This is a genomic window from Reyranella sp., from assembly GCF_050185545.1.
In the GTDB taxonomy this organism is placed as follows: domain Bacteria; phylum Pseudomonadota; class Alphaproteobacteria; order Reyranellales; family Reyranellaceae; genus Reyranella.
Genome location: NZ_JBFWZI010000170.1, coordinates 1 through 15,695, shown reverse-complemented (window position 1 = coordinate 15,695; position 15,695 = coordinate 1). Strand labels below are relative to the sequence as shown.

The 15,695-nt window shown below is 68.5% G+C and carries 12 protein-coding genes; 4 read left to right on the top strand and 8 right to left on the bottom strand.

The annotated features are described in order from the left end of the window. Positions 1 to 9: 9 nt before the first annotated feature. Positions 10 to 912, bottom strand: coding sequence for an ABC transporter permease (locus AB7O82_RS30275; RefSeq protein WP_428620951.1), 903 nt, complete (start codon positions 910 to 912; stop codon positions 10 to 12). After that, the gene (locus AB7O82_RS30270) at positions 909 to 1,865 is read right to left on the bottom strand and encodes an ABC transporter permease (RefSeq protein ID WP_428544612.1); all 957 of its coding nucleotides are present in this window, start codon (positions 1,863 to 1,865) and stop codon (positions 909 to 911) included. Before AB7O82_RS30270 ends, AB7O82_RS30275 begins: the two co-directional genes overlap by 4 nt. Before the next feature lie 144 nt (positions 1,866 to 2,009). Here AB7O82_RS30270 and AB7O82_RS30265 point away from each other — a divergent pair, with 144 nt between their 5' ends. The 4 genes from AB7O82_RS30265 (at position 2,010) to AB7O82_RS30250 (ending at position 7,885) form a co-directional block, all read left to right on the top strand. Next, positions 2,010 to 3,587, top strand: a complete 1,578-nt coding sequence (locus tag AB7O82_RS30265) for an acyl-CoA carboxylase subunit beta (RefSeq protein ID WP_428620949.1) — start codon at positions 2,010 to 2,012, stop codon at positions 3,585 to 3,587. Positions 3,588 to 3,804: 217 nt separating this feature from the next. Then, positions 3,805 to 4,785, top strand: coding sequence for an NADPH:quinone oxidoreductase family protein (locus tag AB7O82_RS30260; protein ID WP_428620947.1), 981 nt, complete (start codon positions 3,805 to 3,807; stop codon positions 4,783 to 4,785). 242 nt (positions 4,786 to 5,027) lie between these two features. Next, positions 5,028 to 7,241, top strand: coding sequence for a molybdopterin-dependent oxidoreductase (locus tag AB7O82_RS30255; protein ID WP_428620945.1), 2,214 nt, complete (start codon positions 5,028 to 5,030; stop codon positions 7,239 to 7,241). A 374-nt stretch (positions 7,242 to 7,615) separates the two neighbouring features. Next, positions 7,616 to 7,885, top strand: a complete 270-nt coding sequence (locus AB7O82_RS30250) for a hypothetical protein (protein ID WP_428544600.1) — start codon at positions 7,616 to 7,618, stop codon at positions 7,883 to 7,885. Between the two features lie 61 nt (positions 7,886 to 7,946). On the opposite strand, the gene AB7O82_RS30245 is transcribed toward AB7O82_RS30250, so the two are convergent. From AB7O82_RS30245 to AB7O82_RS30220, 6 genes are all read right to left on the bottom strand, one after another. Further along, positions 7,947 to 9,053: a nucleotidyltransferase domain-containing protein gene (locus tag AB7O82_RS30245; RefSeq protein WP_428544597.1), complete on the bottom strand. Its 1,107-nt coding sequence runs from the start codon at positions 9,051 to 9,053 to the stop codon at positions 7,947 to 7,949. Further along, positions 9,050 to 10,186 carry a PqqD family peptide modification chaperone gene (locus tag AB7O82_RS30240; RefSeq protein WP_428544594.1) on the bottom strand — a complete coding sequence of 379 codons (1,137 nt, stop codon included), beginning with the start codon at positions 10,184 to 10,186 and terminating at the stop codon, positions 9,050 to 9,052. Before AB7O82_RS30240 ends, AB7O82_RS30245 begins: the two co-directional genes overlap by 4 nt. 363 nt (positions 10,187 to 10,549) lie before the next feature. Beyond that, entirely contained in the window at positions 10,550 to 11,956 is a 1,407-nt protein-coding gene (gene lpdA / locus AB7O82_RS30235; RefSeq protein WP_428544591.1) for a dihydrolipoyl dehydrogenase, read from the bottom strand. A 1-nt stretch (position 11,957) separates the two neighbouring features. Further along, positions 11,958 to 13,241, bottom strand: a complete 1,284-nt coding sequence (locus AB7O82_RS30230; protein ID WP_428544588.1) for a dihydrolipoamide acetyltransferase family protein — start codon at positions 13,239 to 13,241, stop codon at positions 11,958 to 11,960. Between the two features lies 1 nt (position 13,242). Next, the gene (locus AB7O82_RS30225) at positions 13,243 to 14,256 is read right to left on the bottom strand and encodes an alpha-ketoacid dehydrogenase subunit beta (RefSeq protein ID WP_428544585.1); all 1,014 of its coding nucleotides are present in this window, start codon (positions 14,254 to 14,256) and stop codon (positions 13,243 to 13,245) included. 3 nt (positions 14,257 to 14,259) lie between these two features. Beyond that, entirely contained in the window at positions 14,260 to 15,492 is a 1,233-nt protein-coding gene (locus AB7O82_RS30220) for a 3-methyl-2-oxobutanoate dehydrogenase (2-methylpropanoyl-transferring) subunit alpha (protein WP_428544582.1), read from the bottom strand. Between the last annotated feature and the right edge of the window lie 203 nt (positions 15,493 to 15,695).

The following is a 15,695-nucleotide window of genomic DNA, read 5'->3' as shown; positions in this document are numbered from 1 at the left end:
GGCGAATGATTACACCGAGCCGCGCAGCCTGGGGTCGAGCAGGTCGCGGATGCCGTCGCCCAGCAGGTTGAAGGCGAGCACGGTGAGGGTGATCGCAAGCCCCGGGAACAGCACCAGCCACCACGGTGGTACCAGGCCGGCGTTGAGCGAATCGGCCAGCATGTTGCCCCAGGTCGGGTTCGGTGGCGGGATTCCGACGCCGAGGAAGCCGAGCGAGGCCTCGATGATGATGGCGACGCCGAGATGGGTGGTGGCCAGGATCAGGTACGGCGCGACGCATTGCGGCAGGATGTGACGGAACATCAGGCGCTGGTGCGAGGCGCCCAGCCCGCGGGCCGCCTCGACATACTGCATCTCCTTGAGCGACAGGACGACCGAGCGGATGACGCGGCCACCGAAGGGTATTCGGGTGATGGCGATGGCGACGATCACGGTCCCCAGGCCGCCCCCCAGCGCCATGGCGATCGCCATCGCCAGTATGAGGTCGGGAAACGACTGCAGGAATTCGATGATGCGTTGGCTGATCATGTCGAAGCGGCCGCCGAAATAACCGCAGGCCAGCCCCCACAGCGCGCCCAGCGTGGTCCCGAACAGCACGGCGCCCAGCGCCACGGTGAGCGAGGCGCGGCTGCCGTAGATCACGCGGCTCAGCGTGTCGCGGCCGATCTGGTCGGTGCCGAACCAGTGTGCCTCGCTGGGCGGCTTCTGCATGGCGCGGAAATCGGACTTCAGCGGTGGGTAGGGCGCGATCGCCGGCGCAGCGATGGCCATGGCCAGGATGGCGGCGGCGACGCAGCCCCAGAAGGCCGAGAGCGGCGACCGCCGGAAGAAGCGCCCGACGCCCCGGAACAGCGTCCGGATGCGCGAAGCCGCAGTCGGCGCGGCGGACTCGGCGGGGAGGATGACGGTCATTGGTAACGGATCCTCGGGTCGAGCAGGGCAATCGTCACGTCGACCACGATGTTCAGCATCACGAACACCACGGCATAGAGGAACACCAGGTTCTGCATCACGAACACGTCGCGTTCGCTCACTGCGATGAACATGGAGTAGCCGAGACCCGGCGTGCCGAACGCCCGCTCGACCGGGATCGACCCCGCCAGCACCAGGCCGAGCAGCACGCCGGACAGGGTGATGACCGGCAGCAGCGCATTGGGCAGGGCGTGCAGGGCGATCACCAGACGGCTGTTCAGGCCCTTGGCCCGCGCCGTGCGCACATAGTCCTCCCGGATCACCTCGAGCAGGCTCGAGCGGCCCATGCGGGCGATGTAGGCCGCCTGGCCGAGCCCGAGCACGATGGCCGGGCCGACGACCAGCTGCAGGTTGGCGATCGGATCGACGAACAGCGACGCACCCGCCATCGGCGCGCGGTAGCCGAACCAGAACAGCAGGCCGAGCACGATCAGCATGCCGACCCAGAAGCCCGGCACCGCCAGGAACAGGATGCTGACGAAGCGGACGGTCGAATCGGCCACGGTGTTGGGCTTGAGGGCGCTCACCAGGGCGACCGGGATGCCGACAATCCACGACAGGATGACCGACAGCAGGGCGATCTCCGCCGTCAGGGGGCCGCGCCGCAGGATCATCTCGGCCACGCTTTCGGAGCGGAAGAACGAGCGGCCGAAATTGCCGCTGATGATGTCCTTCACCCAGGCGAAGTACTGCACCCACAGGGGGTCGCTGAGCCCGAGCTCGGACATGTAGTTGGCGCGCTGCTCCTCGGTGAGCTTGGTCATGCCCTCCGGCCCGAAGATCGCGACCAGGGGGTCGCCGGGCAGGATGCGCATCACCACGAACACCATGATCGATACGCCGATCACGGTCAGCGCGCCGAAGACGAGCCTCCGGGCGATGTAACTGTACATACCGTCGCCTCCCGGGCGCTTCGTTCTTGGCCGCCATCATAGGGGCGGAATGGGCGCGGAAGCGACTCTCCCCCACAACTTTTTTCGGACGTGCAGAGCCTGTACGTATTCGGCGACGATTATTTGCGCCGGGCGGGAGCAGCGATGACAGCCGACAGGACAATGCGCGATCTGATCGAGGACATCGAGAACGTCCGCGCGACCTCGAGCGACGAGGCGCGGGCTGCCGCAGTCGAGCGCCTGGCCGGGCGCGGCAAGCTCAGCGCCCGCGTGCGCCTCGGCCGACTCGTCGATCCTGGAACCTTCGACGAGATCGGCGGGCTGGTCACCGCCGAGGAGGACGGCATTGGCGCCGGGCCGGCGCGCACGCTCTCGCCGGCCGATGGCGTCGTGGTCGGCACGGCCCGCATCGACGGCCGGCCGGTCGTAGTGTTTTCACAAGATTTTTCTGTGTTCGGCGGCAGCATCGGCCGGCTGGGCAGCGCCAAGATCCAGCGCGCGCTCGGCATCGCCATCAGCCGCGGCCTGCCGCTGATCATGATCCTCGATGGCGGCGGCCATCGCATCCAGGATGGCCAGGACGCGCGTCATTTCGCCAACGCCAATGCCACCTTCCACAATTTCGCCCGCGCCTCCGGCTGGATCCCGATGGTGGCGCTGATGCTGGGGGCGGGCTTCGCCGGGCCGACCAACTATGCCGGCACGGCCGACTTCGTCGTCATGGTGCGCGGCCTGTCGACCATGGGCATCGCCGGCCCGGCCCTGGTGAAGGCTGCCACCGGCGAGGACATCGACGGCATGGCGCTGGGCGGCGCCGACATCCAGGTCGACCAGCAGGGCATCGCCGATCTCGGCGTGGCCAACGAGGACGAGGCCCTCGCGGCGGCCCGCCGGTTCCTCTCCTACCTGCCGTCGAACGCGCGCGCCGCGCAGCAGATCGTCGATCATTCGCGGCCGATCGCGCCGATCGACGATGCGCTGCTCGACCTGGTGCCGGTGTCGACGCGCAAGGCCTACGACGTGCGTAAGGTGCTGGCGCTGATCGCCGATACGGGCAGCCTGTTCGAGCTGAAGCCCACCTTCGCGCCCAACATGGTGACGGCGCTGGCGCGGCTCGGCGGCCGCCCGGTCGGCTTCATCGCCAACCAGGCGCTGCGGCTGGGCGGCATGATCAATGCGAACGCGTGCGACAAGGGCGCTCATTTCATCGCCCTGTGCGATGCCTTCGGCCTGCCGCTTGTGTCGTTCATCGACGTGCCCGGCTTCTCGATCGGCTCGGGCGCCGAACGCACCGCGCTGGGGCGGCGCAGCGCCAAGCTGGTGTTCGAATGGGGCCATGCCAGCGTGCCCCGCGTGTCGATCGTGCTGCGCAAGGGCTACGGGCTCGGCTATTTCGCCATGGCGGGCGGACGCAGCTTCGCGGCCGATGCCAGCTTCGCCTGGCCATCGGCCGAGATCTGCGCCATGTCGATCGAGGGCGCGATCGACGTGGCCTTCCGCAAGGCATACGAAGCTGCGCCCGACCCGATGGCACGCCGCCAGGAGATGATCGCCGAGACGCGGGCGCGCATCGGCGCCCTGCGCGGCGCGGAAGGGTTCGGCATCGACGACGTCATCGATCCACGCGACACGCGCCGCCGCCTGGTCGAGATCTTCGATTCGGCGCAGGCCCGCCGACCCAACTACCATCCTCCTAAATATCGCTCGTTCGCACCGATCTGAGCCGCCCCTGGCATTTCGGGCTCTCGGCGACGCTGCTCGCGACCGCTGCGCCGAAGGAACGATCCCTCGAGCGGACCGCGGGCGTCTCGCCCGCTCTTCTCATGTGCGGGCGAGACGCCCGCGGTCCGCTTGAACGACCTTTCCTTTCGCCGACGTATTGTCCAGAACTCAGTCATCCAGAATCTCACAAGCTCTCGGCAGGGCGAAGGATCCATCCATGCGGGCAATCCAGGCGGCGTCGCTTTCCTCGATCGACGAATACCGTTCGGTCGAGCTGCCGATGCCCATCCCGGGCCCGACCGAGGTGCGGATCAGGATTGCCGCCTGCGGCGTCGGCTATGTCGACGCCCTGGTCGCGCTCGGCCGCTACCAGGTCAAGCCGCCGTTGCCGCACGTCCCGGGAGGCGAGGTCGCGGGCTGGATCGATGCCGTCGGTTCCGACGTCGCCTCCCTCGCGGTCGGCGATCGCGTGCTGGCGCAGGCGCGCGGCGGCTTCTGCGAGTATGCCATTGTTGCTGCCACGTCAGTTCGGCGCATTCCCGATCGGATGCGGTTCGACCAGGCGGCCGGGTTTCGCATCAATTATGTGACCGCGCTGCACGGGCTTCGCGATCGGGCGCGCCTGCAGGCAGGCGAGACCCTGCTGGTGATCGGCGCCGCAGGCGGCACGGGCAGTGCCGCCGTCCAGATCGGCAAGCTGCTCGGCGCCAGGGTCGTAGGCGTGGCGTCGACGGCGGAGAAGCGCGCACTTGCCCGCCGCTACGGCGCCGACATCACGCTCGATCGCGACATCGACGGCTGGCGCGATCGCCTGCGTGCCGCGGTCCCCGACGGCCTCGATGTCGTGTTCGATCCGGCCTGTGGCTCCTTGATGCAACCGGCCTTCCGGTCGCTGAGATGGGGCGGGCGTCATCTGGTGGTCGGCTTCGTGTCGGGCGAGATCCCGGCGTTGCCGGTCAATCTGCCGCTTCTCAAGGGCGCCGCGCTGGTGGGCGTCGATTACCGGCAGTTCGCCGATGTGTTCGAGCGGGAACAGGCCGGGCGTGAGCTCGAGGAGCTGCTCGGCTGGGTCGAGGACGGCCGGCTCGACCCGCCGGCCGGTCGCGTCTTTCCCTTCGACCAGCCCCGCGAAGCCCTGACCTTCGCCCTGTCGGGCGAGGGCGTGGCCAAGACCGTCTTCGAGGTCGCTGCGGCCTAGGCCGAAGGATCGGGCGTCGACAATACGGCGAGAGAGCCGTTACCCTCGACTGCAAAGGTCCCTCGCTGCGCTCGGGATGTCGGATTCTCGGCTGGGGGCGCGCCACTCCACTGGCCCGATCATCGTCGATCACGCGAGAGATGCGCCACAGGAGTGGCGCGCCCCCAGCGCAATGTTGTCATCCCGAGCGCAGCGAGGGACCCTTCTCATGTCAGTGCGTCCCAAGTCGGAGAGGTGCGTAAATGCCCGACCACACGATCTACCAGGCGCCGCGTCGTCCCGGCCGCGCCGGCGAGACCGTCGTCACCAGCACCTGCGGGCACAATTGCGGCGGGCGCTGCGTGGTGAATGCGCATGTCGTGGACGATCGGATCGTCAAGATCTCGACCGATCCCGCGCGCTGGCGGCCCGAGCTGCCGCCCCTGCACGCCTGTGCCCGCGGCGTCGGGCAGATCGAGCGGCTCTACCACCCGGAGCGACTGAAGCATCCCATGCGCCGTGTCGGGCCGCGCGGCGCCGGCCGGTTCGAGCGTATCTCGTGGGACGAGGCGCTGGACCACGTCGCCGGCGAGATGCTGCGCATCCGCCGCCAGTACGGCAATGCGTCGATCGTCGATGCCTCGCGCTCGGGCAATACGTCGATGCTGCACGGCTCGACCGTGTCGAAGCGCTTCTTCTACAAGTTCGGCGGCTGTATCGACCTGTGGTCGAACATGTCGGCCGAGGCCGAGGTTTTCGCCGTCCGCATGACCTTCGGCGCCAAGGCCGACTACAAGACTGCGGGCCGCGAGCCGACCGACTACGTGAATTCCAGGCTGATCCTGATGTGGGGCTGGAGCCCGGCCGACGGCACCTTCGGCACCGGCACGCAGCAGTATCTGAAGGAAGCCAAGTCGCGCGGCGTGCGCATCGTCTGCGTCGATCCGCGGCGCACCCGCACCAGCACCGCGCTGGCCGACGAGCACATCTTCATCAAGCCGTCGACCGATGCCGCCGCCCTGATCGCCATGGCCTACGTGATCGTGTGCGAGGGCCTGCATGACCAGGCCTTCTGCGACCGTCACGTGCTGGGCTTCGACGACGAGCACCTGCCGCCCGACGCGCCGGCCGGCGCCTCCTACAAGTCGTACCTGCTGGGGCAGAGCGACGGCGTTCCGAAGACGCCGGAATGGGCGGCCGAGCGTACCGGCATGCCGGCTGGGACGATCCGGCGCCTGGCGATCGAGTTCGCCACCACCAAGCCGGCAGCGCTGCAGTGCGGCTACGCGCCGGGCCGCACCGCCTTCGGCGAGCAGTTCCATCGCGCCGCCTATGCGCTGGCCGCGATCACCGGCAATATCGGCATCGCCGGCGGCAACACCGGCGTCAGCAATGGGGTGACCGGCCGCAGCGGCATCAGCGGGTTGCCCGCCGGCAGCAACCCGATCAACGCCCGGGTGGCAACGCCCTTGCTCGCCGACTTGCTGGCGCGCGGCAAGGCCGGCGGCTACCCGGCCGACGTCAAGATGATCTATTCGGCGGGCGGCGACCTGTTCAACCAGTGCCCCAATGCCAACAAGATGGCCGCCTCGCTCGACGGCGTCGAGCTGATCGTCGGGCAGGATCACTTCCTGACGCCGACGGTGCGCCACGCCGACATCGTGCTGCCGGCCACCACGTTCTGGGAGCGCAACGACGTGCACACGCCGTGGGCCGGCGCCGGTCATTACGCCATCTTCATGAAGCAGGCGATCCGGCCGATGTACGAGTGCCGCAACGACTTCGACATCTTCGCCGACCTTGCGGCGCGCGTCGGCATCAACGACTACAACGACAAGTCGGAGATGCAATGGCTGCGCGAGCTGACCAGCAAGGCCGTCGACGATTTCGACACCTTCGCCGACAAGGGCGTCGCCCGCTTCGCACCGCCAAGGGATGCCGTGGCATTCGCCGCCCAGATCCGCGATCCCGAGAACCACCGCTTCACAACCCCCTCGGGCAAGATCGAGGTCTACTCGATGGCGCTGGCGGCCAAGCCCGACTACTACGGGCTCGGGCACATTCCGGCGGTCCCGACCTGGATCGAGCCGGTGACGCCCGAGGCGCGTTTTCCCCTGATGCTGTGCAGCCCCAAGTCGCGGGCGCGCACGCATTCGATCCACGGCAACCAGCCGCAGCTCGCGCGGGTCGACCCCGACGACGTCTGGATGAATCCGGCTGACGCCGCGGCCCGCGGCATCGTCAGCGGCGACACGGTGCGCGTATTCAACGACCGCGGCGCGACCATGCTGCCGGTCAAGGTGACGCGCCGCATCATGCCCGGCATCGTCTCGATCAAGGAAGGCGCGTGGTTCACGCCCGACGGGACGGGCACCGACACGAAGGGCTGCGCCAACGTCCTCTCCCAGGACCGCTCCGCCCCCTGCGGCGCCACGACGTACAACACGAACCTGGTCGAGGTCGAGCGGGCCGGCTGAGCGCGGCCCGCGTCGGAGTGGATCACGTTTCACGTTCCTCCCCCCGTCATACGGGCGAGGTGCCCCGTCACACGGGGCAGAGGGGAGAGCTTCAAACGAGATCCATGAAATTCCGACGTCGAAACTTCATGAATCTCGACTCGGACCTTCCCCCTCCGGCCCTTCGGGCCACCTCCCCCGGTACGGAGGAGGGATTGGAGATTCACTTCGTAACGTCGGATCTGGGAAGGCGAATAGATCAAGACCCTCGCAGCATTCGCCCCAGGAAAATCACAGCGGTTGAATACGCGCGCTACCACTGAACGATCACCGACGGGGCCTAGCACCTTTGCCTGTATCGTCGTTTATTGACGGCTCAAGCATTGGAGGAGCGAATGGCGATGCACGAAGAATCCGACAAGATCGAGGCGCGGCGCCGTTTCCTGGCGACCTGCGGCAGGTTTGCCGTCATCACGCCGCCGGCGATGACCGTCCTGCTGTCGAGCACTGCGCAGAACTACGCAGTCGCCCGGTCCGGCCACGCGGGCCGGTCGCTGTCGGGAAACAACGGCTTCGGCAACGGCGGCTTCGACGGCGTGCCGGGCAATTCGGGAAGCAATCCGTCGCCGCAGGCGCCGAGCAAGGCGCACGATACGAAGCGGTAAGGAAGGGAGGCTGCTCCGGACGGCGCCGTCAGCCGCGACTTCGCAGGCGGCTGACGGCGCTTCATTGAAGGCGCATCAGCCGTCCAACGGTGGCGCCGATACCCTTTTTTCGCAGGTACTGCAGCAGGTGACGGCAGCGCCAGCCGAGCGGACCGCCGACCTCGCCATGCAGCGCATGCATGCGGTGCCACGCCAGAGCGCCGCGAAGATTGCCCCAGGGAACCGCCAATCGCTGCAGCACCGGCAAGTCCAGCTGCACCTCGCATCTCAGAAAATGCCATCGCGCCCGCGGGCTCGCGGGATGAGCGAGCGGCCACTCGAGTCCGAACAGCCGGTGCGCCGCGAAGAGATGGGATTCGAGCGCCGAGGTCAGGCGATGCGCCGCCAGTCGCCGATGCACGAAGCACCAATCGACCGCCGGGCCGAAGTATCGCGCGAGGGTGGCCAGCTCGTAGATCTGTTGAAGGTGCAGTTCGCCGCGATAGAAGCTCCCGAGATAGTGGATCTGGGCGTGCAGCACGTTGTGCATGACCCTGTCGGTCGGCGAGGGGGCGAGGTAGCGAGCACCGTCGATGGTCCGCGGTTCTGCGCGGCTCCACACTTCCGCGGCTGGCAGCACGTGGGACGAATCGACCAGCTCGGTATGCAGGTCGATGCTGCCCGGATCGTCGGACCGCGCGAAGTCGCCGAATGCATGGTGACCCGGCGCATATTGCTGCGTCAGGCGATAGCCGAGCCGGTCGAGCACCACGATCGCCTGGTCGCGTGAAGGCGCCGGCACCAGCAGATCGAGGTCCCGCATCATGCGGATCGCCGGATCGTCATAGGGACCGTCGAACAGCGCGAGGCCGCCCTTGAGCAGCGCCGGGACGATGTCACGCTCGTTAAGCGCGCCGATGAGCTCGATCGCCTGGCGCCGCAACACGCCATTGCGCTCGCCGTTCAACAGATAGAGCGTTGCCAGGTATTCGGCCGCGTCGGCGGGAAGCGAGCGAAAGCGCCCCGAGCTGATGAGCGCATGCCACAGGGCGGGCGTCAGAAGATGATCGTTGGCCGCCTGGAACACCGACATCCACTCGGTTGGCTCGATGGTGGCAGCCGTGTTTCCGGGCGCACTGCCTTGCAGGCAGCGGGCAAGGGTGGTGAGCGAGCGCCGGTGCCGGTTCATCGGCACAGCCCGTCGATCAAGGTGGTTGCGTCGTCGAGCGACGACAGCGGCAGGTCGTAGCAGTCGATCCGCTCGATCCAGGCAATGAGCCTGTCGAGGTTGCCCGGATCGAGGTGGCCCGACAGGAAACAGACGCCGGGCAGCAGCCGCGCCAGGGCCGCGTGCCGCCGCAGGGGCAAGAGGCTGGTGCCCTGGTCGGGGTGATAGCGCGGAAACACCATCCAGCGCGCGGCGACCGCTGCATCCACCGGCGCCCAGCCGAGATCGCGGCCCGGCATCAGGTAGCGCGCGTGCTTGCCGTCGGGTCGCCGCCATTCGCGCAAGCCGGCAAGATGCGGGTGGAGCGGCTCCAGGACGGCATAGGCGCCACGCTTGATGCAGAGCCCGGTCGGCAGGCAGCGCACCAGCGGCGGATCTCCCGCCAGCAGGGTCGTGTCATCGCACAGCATGTCGAAGCCGCGGGCGGCAAGGCCGGCGGAGAGCGTGCTCTTGCCGTAGCCGGCATCGCCGGGAAGAAGCAGAGCGCCGCCGTTTCGGCTGAGCGCGCCGGCATGGACCACGCAGAGACCGCCGCTCTTCGCGGTCGCCACCTGCGTCAGGCAGGCCCTGACGGCGACCGCAGCGTCCTCGAGGGTCCACGACCATCCGATCATCAGGTCGTCGGCGATGATCGCCACGCCATCGCCGTGGGGGACGATGTCGATGACGATCGTCGGGGTCGCCCTGGCGAGGGCGCCGTGCTGCAGCAGCGGGTGGACCGCGTCGTGCAGGCGTGCGTTGTCGTAACGAACGCGGATGACACTGCCAAGCAGCGCATAGGTCGCGATCACCTCGGCGTGTCGCGAACGCAGGCGATGGCCCGGTCCAGCTTGTATCGGCATGTCCTGCGGTGCCGCCGGCGCCTTTTCCGCGCGGCTGAGCGAGGCGCATTGATCCAGGATGCCGGAAACGTAGGACGCCGCTTCGTTCGCGGACACTGCGTATTGCTCGTTGAGCAAACGGCAGATTTCCGCCGGCGGCGCGCCGTCCTCCAGCATGCACCAGATCAAGGTGGCGCTGGCGTTGAGCGCGTAGAGCCGGTGGTGTTCCCGGTCGAGAAGCAGTCCCTCGCCGTCGATGAAATGGAGGCTCAAGTCCCTGGCGGGAAGGCATGAGCGCGCAGGCCGGCGCCGCGAATCCATGCCGGAATGTGCGCACGCGCCGGGCCCGCGGCGCGTGATCGATGCGTGATAACGGGCGCGATTCTCCTCAACAACTTAGCTGCAGCTTAGCTGGGGAGGTGTCGCCGTCTTACGGCGACCTGCCTTCGCCGAAGCGAAGCCGCTTCGGCTTCGCGCAGGCAGGCGGAGGGGTCATGCATCAAGCGGACCGGGGGCGTTTCGCCCGCTCATGATTCATGACCATGAGCGGGCGAGACGCCCGCGGTCCAGAAGACCATGACCCCTCCGCGAAGTCGCGGACACCTCCCCAGCGATGCGCTGGGGAGGAGGACGAGCTCAAATATGCAACGCCTCGCCGAGGGCACGCAGGCTGGCTTCGTGGAAGGCCTCGCCCAGGGTCGGATGGGCGTGAATGGTGCCGCCGATATCCTCCAGCCGCGCGCCCATCTCGAGGGCAAGTCCGAAGGATGCGGAGAGCTCGGAGACTCCAGGGCCGACCGCGCCAATCCCGAGCACGAGGTGATTGTCGGCGCGGGCGGTCACGCGCACGAAGCCGTCGTCGTTCGCCAGGGTGAGGGCGCGGCCGTTGGCCTGGAAGGGGAACTGCGCGGTCAGGATTTCACGCCCGGCGCGACGCGCCTCGTCCGGCGAGAGGCCGACCGTGACGATCTCGGGATCGGTGAAGCAGACGGCGGGAATCGCCGCGGCATCGAAGACGCGCCGGTGACCGGCGATCTGCTCGGCGACGACCACGCCCTGGGCCATCGCGCGATGGGCGAGCATGGGCTCGCCGGTGAGATCGCCGATCGCCCAGACGTTGCGCATGGAGGTCGCGCAGCGTTCGTCGATCTGCACGGCGTCGCGATCCAGGGTGAGATCGAGGCGCTCGAGGCCGAAACCGGTCAGTCTCGCGCGTCGTCCTGTGGCGACCAGCAGGCGATCCATCGCGATGGTGCGCCGGCCGGCGCCTTCCTGGTCGACGAGGAGGGCGGTGCCGTCGTCCGACAGGCCGGCGGCCTTGGCCCGGGTCAGCACCTCCACGCCGAGCGCGCGCATGCGGCGGGCGACGGGGCGGACCAGCTCGGCGTCGTAGGCGGGCAGGATGCTGTCGAGGGCCTCGACCAAGGTCACCTTCGATCCGAGTTTGGCGAAGGCGATGCCGAGCTCGAGGCCGATATAGCCGGCGCCGACCACGGCCAGTCGCTCGGGGATGGCGTCCAGCGACAGCGCCTCGGCCGAGGAGATGACCTTGCCGCCGAACGGCAGGCTCGGCAGCGCGGCGGCGACCGATCCGGTCGCCAGCACGACATGCTCGGCGCGGATCACCTGCGGCCCAGTGTCGGTCTCGACGCGGCAGCTCTTGCCGTCGGTCATCTCGGCGCGGCCCTGCACGATCTTGACGCGATGGCGTTTCAGCAGCGCGCCGACGCCGCCGGTCAGGCGGCCGACGATGCCGTCCTTCCAGTCGACGGTGCGGGCGAAGTCGATGGTCGGCCGCTCGACCTTGAGCCCGAACGGCGCCCTGGTCGCCTGCTCGATCGCCTGGTGATAGGCCTCGGCGGCGTGGATGATCGCCTTGGAGGGAATGCAGCCGACGTTGAGGCAGGTGCCGCCCAGCCCGCCGCCATTGCCGCCCTGCTCGACCAGAACGACGTCGAGGCCGAGCTGGCCTGCCCGGATGGCGGCGACGTAGCCGCCGGGCCCGCCGCCCACGATCAGCACCTTGGCAGTGATATCGGCCATCTCATGCCTCGATGAAAAGGGTGGCCGGCTCTTCGAGCAGCGCCTTGAGCCGCTGCACGAAGCGCGCCGCGTTGTAGCCGTCGATGACGCGGTGATCGAACGACGACGACAGGTTCATCATGGTGCGCGGCACGAACTGGCCGCCCTGCCAGACCGGCCGCACGACCTGCTTGTTGATGCCGATGATCGCCACCTCGGGACGGTTCACCACCGGCGTGGTGACGATGCCGCCCAGCGGCCCCAGGCTGGTGATGGTGATGGTCGAGCCGGTGAGCTCGGCGCGCGTCGCCCGTCCTTCGCGTGCCGCCTCGGCGAGGCGCGCCACCTCGCGGGCGAGGTCCCACAGGCCGCGCGCCTCGCAATGGCGCACCACCGGCACCAGAAGGCCGTTGTCGGTCTGCGTCGCGATGCCGATATGGACGCCGCCGTGCCGTTCGATCGTCTCGGCCTCGTCATCGTAGAGCGCGTTCATCTCGGGAAAGTCGGCGACGCCTTTGACCACCGCCTGCATCAGGAAAGGCATCAGGGTGAGGCGCGGACGATCCTGCTTCTTCTCGGCGTTCAACGCCGCGCGCAGCTCCTCGAGCGCGGTGACGTCGACTTCCTCGACATAGGAGAAATGGGCGACCCGTCGCTTGGAATCGGCCATCTTCTGCGCGATGCGCCGGCGCAGGCCGATCACCTTGACCGTCTCGACATGCTGGTTCGGCGCACGTCCGGCAGGTGCTGCGGTCGCCGGTCCGCTCTGCAGGAAGGCGTCGAGATCGTCGTGCAGGATGCGGCCCGCCGGCCCGCTGCCGCGAACCTGGCGCAAATCGACACCGGCATCGCGGGCGCGCCGTCGCACGGCCGGCGAGGCGAGCGGCTTCTCGCCAGCCGGTCGCGGCGGACCGAGCGAGCCTGAGGCGACAGGACGCGGCGCCGGCGGCGACGCTTCGGCGACGACCGGCTGCGCCGGCGCGGGCGTCGGCAGGGGAGTCGGGGCGACCGGGGAGGAGGCGAGCGCCTCGCGTGGTGCCGCCTTCACCTCCTGGTCGCCTTCGCCCGCCACCTCGAGGCGCACCAGCTCGGCGCCGACCGCCAGCACGCCGCCCACCTCGGCGCCCAGCGCCACCACGGTGCCGGCGACCGGCGAGGGAATCTCGACGGTCGCCTTGTCGGTCATCACGGCGGCGAGGACCTGGTCCTCCAGCACCGACTGGCCGACCTCGACATGCCATTCGACCAGCTCGGCCTCGGCAACGCCTTCGCCGACATCGGGCAGCTTGATGATGCGGATTCCCATCTCAAGCCTCCATGACGGCCTTCAGCGCGCGACCGATGCGCGCCGGTCCGGGGAAATAGTCCCATTCCTGGGCGTGCGGATAGGGTGTGTCCCAGCCGGTGACGCGCACGATCGGCGCCTCGAGATGATGGAAGCAGTTCTCCTGCACCAGCGCGCTGAGCTCGGCGCCGAAGCCCGAGGTCAAAGTCGCCTCGTGGACCACGACGCAGCGGCCGGTCTTCTTCACCGACGCGACGATCAGGTCGAGGTCGTAGGGCACCAGCGTGCGCAGGTCGATGATCTCGGCATCGATGCCGGTCTCCTGCGCCGCCGCTTCGGCGACGAACACCATGGTGCCGTAGGCCAGCACCGTGACGCCTGCGCCTTCGCGCCGGATCGCCGCCTTGCCGAGCGGCACGGTGTAATGGCCGTCAGGCACCTCGCCCTGCGGATGGCGCGACCACGGCGTGACCGGGCGATCGTGATGGCCGTCGAACGGTCCATTGTAGAGCCGCTTGGGCTCGAGAAAGATCACCGGGTCGTTGTCCTCGATGGCGGCAATCAGCAGGCCCTTGGCATCGTAGGGATTGGACGGCACGACGGTCTTGAGACCCGACACGTGGGTGAACAGCGCCTCCGGGCTCTGGCTGTGGGTCTGGCCGCCGAAGATGCCGCCGCCGGTCGGCATGCGCACGACCATCGGCGCGGTGAAGCCGCCGTTCGAGCGGTAGCGCAGCCGCGCCGCCTCCGACACGATCTGGTCGTAAGCCGGATACATGTAGTCGGCGAACTGGATTTCTACGCAGGGACGCAAGCCGTAGGCTGCCATGCCGACCGCGGCGCCGACGATGCCCGACTCGCTGATCGGCGCGTCGAAGCAGCGGCTCGACCCGTACTTCTGCTGCAGGCCCTGGGTGCAGCGGAACACGCCGCCGAAATAGCCGACGTCCTCGCCGAACACGACGACGTTGTCGTCGCGCGACATGCAGACGTCCATGGCATCGCGGATCGCCTCGACCATGGTCTTGCGCGGCATCGACTACACTCCCCCTTGCTGGCGCTGGCGGCGCAGGTGAGGGGGCATGTGCTCGAACACGCCCTCGAACATGTCGCGCGCCGACGGGTGCGGACCGGCATGCAGGGTGCCGTGCGATTCGGCCTCCTTCTGGACGGCGATGACCTCGGACAGGATCTCGGCCTCGGCCTGCTTGTGGCGGTCCTCCGACCAGGCACCGCGCAGGATGAGATGGTTCTTCAGCCGCAGCACCGGATCGCCGAGCGGCCAGGCGTCGGATTCGGTCTTGGGCCGATAGGCCGAGGGATCGTCCGACGTCGAATGGGCGCCGACGCGGTAGGTGACGTACTCGACCAGGGTCGGCCCGAGATTGCGGCGGGCGCGCTCGACCGCCCATCGGGCGACGGCATGGACGGCGGGATAGTCGTTGCCGTCGACGCGCAGCGCGGGGATGCCGAAGCCCAGCCCGCGGGCAGCGAAGGTGCCCGAGCCGCCGCGCGCGATGCCCTGGAAGGTCGAGATCGCCCACTGGTTGTTGACGATGTTCAGGACCACCGGCGCCTTGTAGGTCGAGGCGAAGACCAGGGCGGCATGGAAATCCGACTCGGCGGTCGAGCCGTCGCCGATCCAGCCAGCGGCGATCCGCGTGTCACGCTTCATCGCCGAGGCCATCGCCCAGCCGACCGCCTGGATGTACTGGGTGGCGAGGTTGCCCGAGATCGAGAAGAAGCCGTGTTCCTTGGATGAATACATCACCGGCAGCTGCCGGCCCTTCAGCGGGTCGAGCTCGTTGGAATAGATCTGGTTCATCATGTCGCGCATCGGATAGCCGCCGGCGATCAGCAGTCCTGCCTGGCGATAGGTCGGGAAGTTCATGTCGCCCGGCTCGAGCGCCTTGCGGAAGGCGCAGCTCACCGCCTCCTCGCCGAGATGCTGCATGTAGAACGATGTCTTGCCCTGGCGCTGCGCCATCTGCATGCGCGCATCGAAGGTCCGCAAGGTCATCATGTGGCGCAGGCCCTCGAGCAGCTCGCTGTCGCTCAGCAGCCCGGCCCACGGCCCGACGGCGTTGCTGTTCCGGTCGAGTACGCGAATGATCGAGAAGGCGAGATCGCGGATGTCGGCCGGCGCGCAATCCACCGGCGGCCGCCGCACCTCGCCGGCCCGCGAGATCGGCACGTCGCTGAAATCGGGCGTCCCGCCCGGCCGCACCGCCGGCGCCGGAACGTGGAAACTGAGCGGACCTGGTTCGGACATCGCGGGCTCCGGGACGTGTCGAGCTTTCCTCCCCAGCTCCGCTGGGGAGGCGTCGCCGTCATACGGCAGCGGAGGGGTCATGGCCTTCCGGACCGCGGGCGCCCCGCCCGCTCATGATCATGAGAATGAGCGGGCGGGACGCCCGCGGTCCACATGAGTCATGACCCCTCCGCCCCGTAAGACTGGGCACCTCCCCAGCAAAG

Excerpts from the sequence above, each read along its gene's own strand:
- AB7O82_RS30265 (WP_428620949.1), top strand. The coding sequence starts at position 2,010 with ATGACAGCCGACAGGACAATGCGCGATCTGATCGAGGACATCGAGAAC.
- AB7O82_RS30220 (WP_428544582.1), bottom strand. The coding sequence starts at position 15,492 with ATGTCCGAACCAGGTCCGCTCAGTTTCCACGTTCCGGCGCCGGCGGTG.
- AB7O82_RS30270 (WP_428544612.1), bottom strand. The coding sequence starts at position 1,865 with ATGTACAGTTACATCGCCCGGAGGCTCGTCTTCGGCGCGCTGACCGTG.
- lpdA (WP_428544591.1), bottom strand. The coding sequence starts at position 11,956 with ATGGCCGATATCACTGCCAAGGTGCTGATCGTGGGCGGCGGGCCCGGC.
- AB7O82_RS30230 (WP_428544588.1), bottom strand. The coding sequence starts at position 13,241 with ATGGGAATCCGCATCATCAAGCTGCCCGATGTCGGCGAAGGCGTTGCC.
- AB7O82_RS30255 (WP_428620945.1), top strand. The coding sequence starts at position 5,028 with ATGCCCGACCACACGATCTACCAGGCGCCGCGTCGTCCCGGCCGCGCC.
- AB7O82_RS30225 (WP_428544585.1), bottom strand. The coding sequence starts at position 14,256 with ATGCCGCGCAAGACCATGGTCGAGGCGATCCGCGATGCCATGGACGTC.
- AB7O82_RS30260 (WP_428620947.1), top strand. The coding sequence starts at position 3,805 with ATGCGGGCAATCCAGGCGGCGTCGCTTTCCTCGATCGACGAATACCGT.
- AB7O82_RS30275 (WP_428620951.1), bottom strand. The coding sequence starts at position 912 with ATGACCGTCATCCTCCCCGCCGAGTCCGCCGCGCCGACTGCGGCTTCG.
- AB7O82_RS30245 (WP_428544597.1), bottom strand. The coding sequence starts at position 9,053 with ATGAACCGGCACCGGCGCTCGCTCACCACCCTTGCCCGCTGCCTGCAA.
- AB7O82_RS30250 (WP_428544600.1), top strand. The coding sequence starts at position 7,616 with ATGGCGATGCACGAAGAATCCGACAAGATCGAGGCGCGGCGCCGTTTC.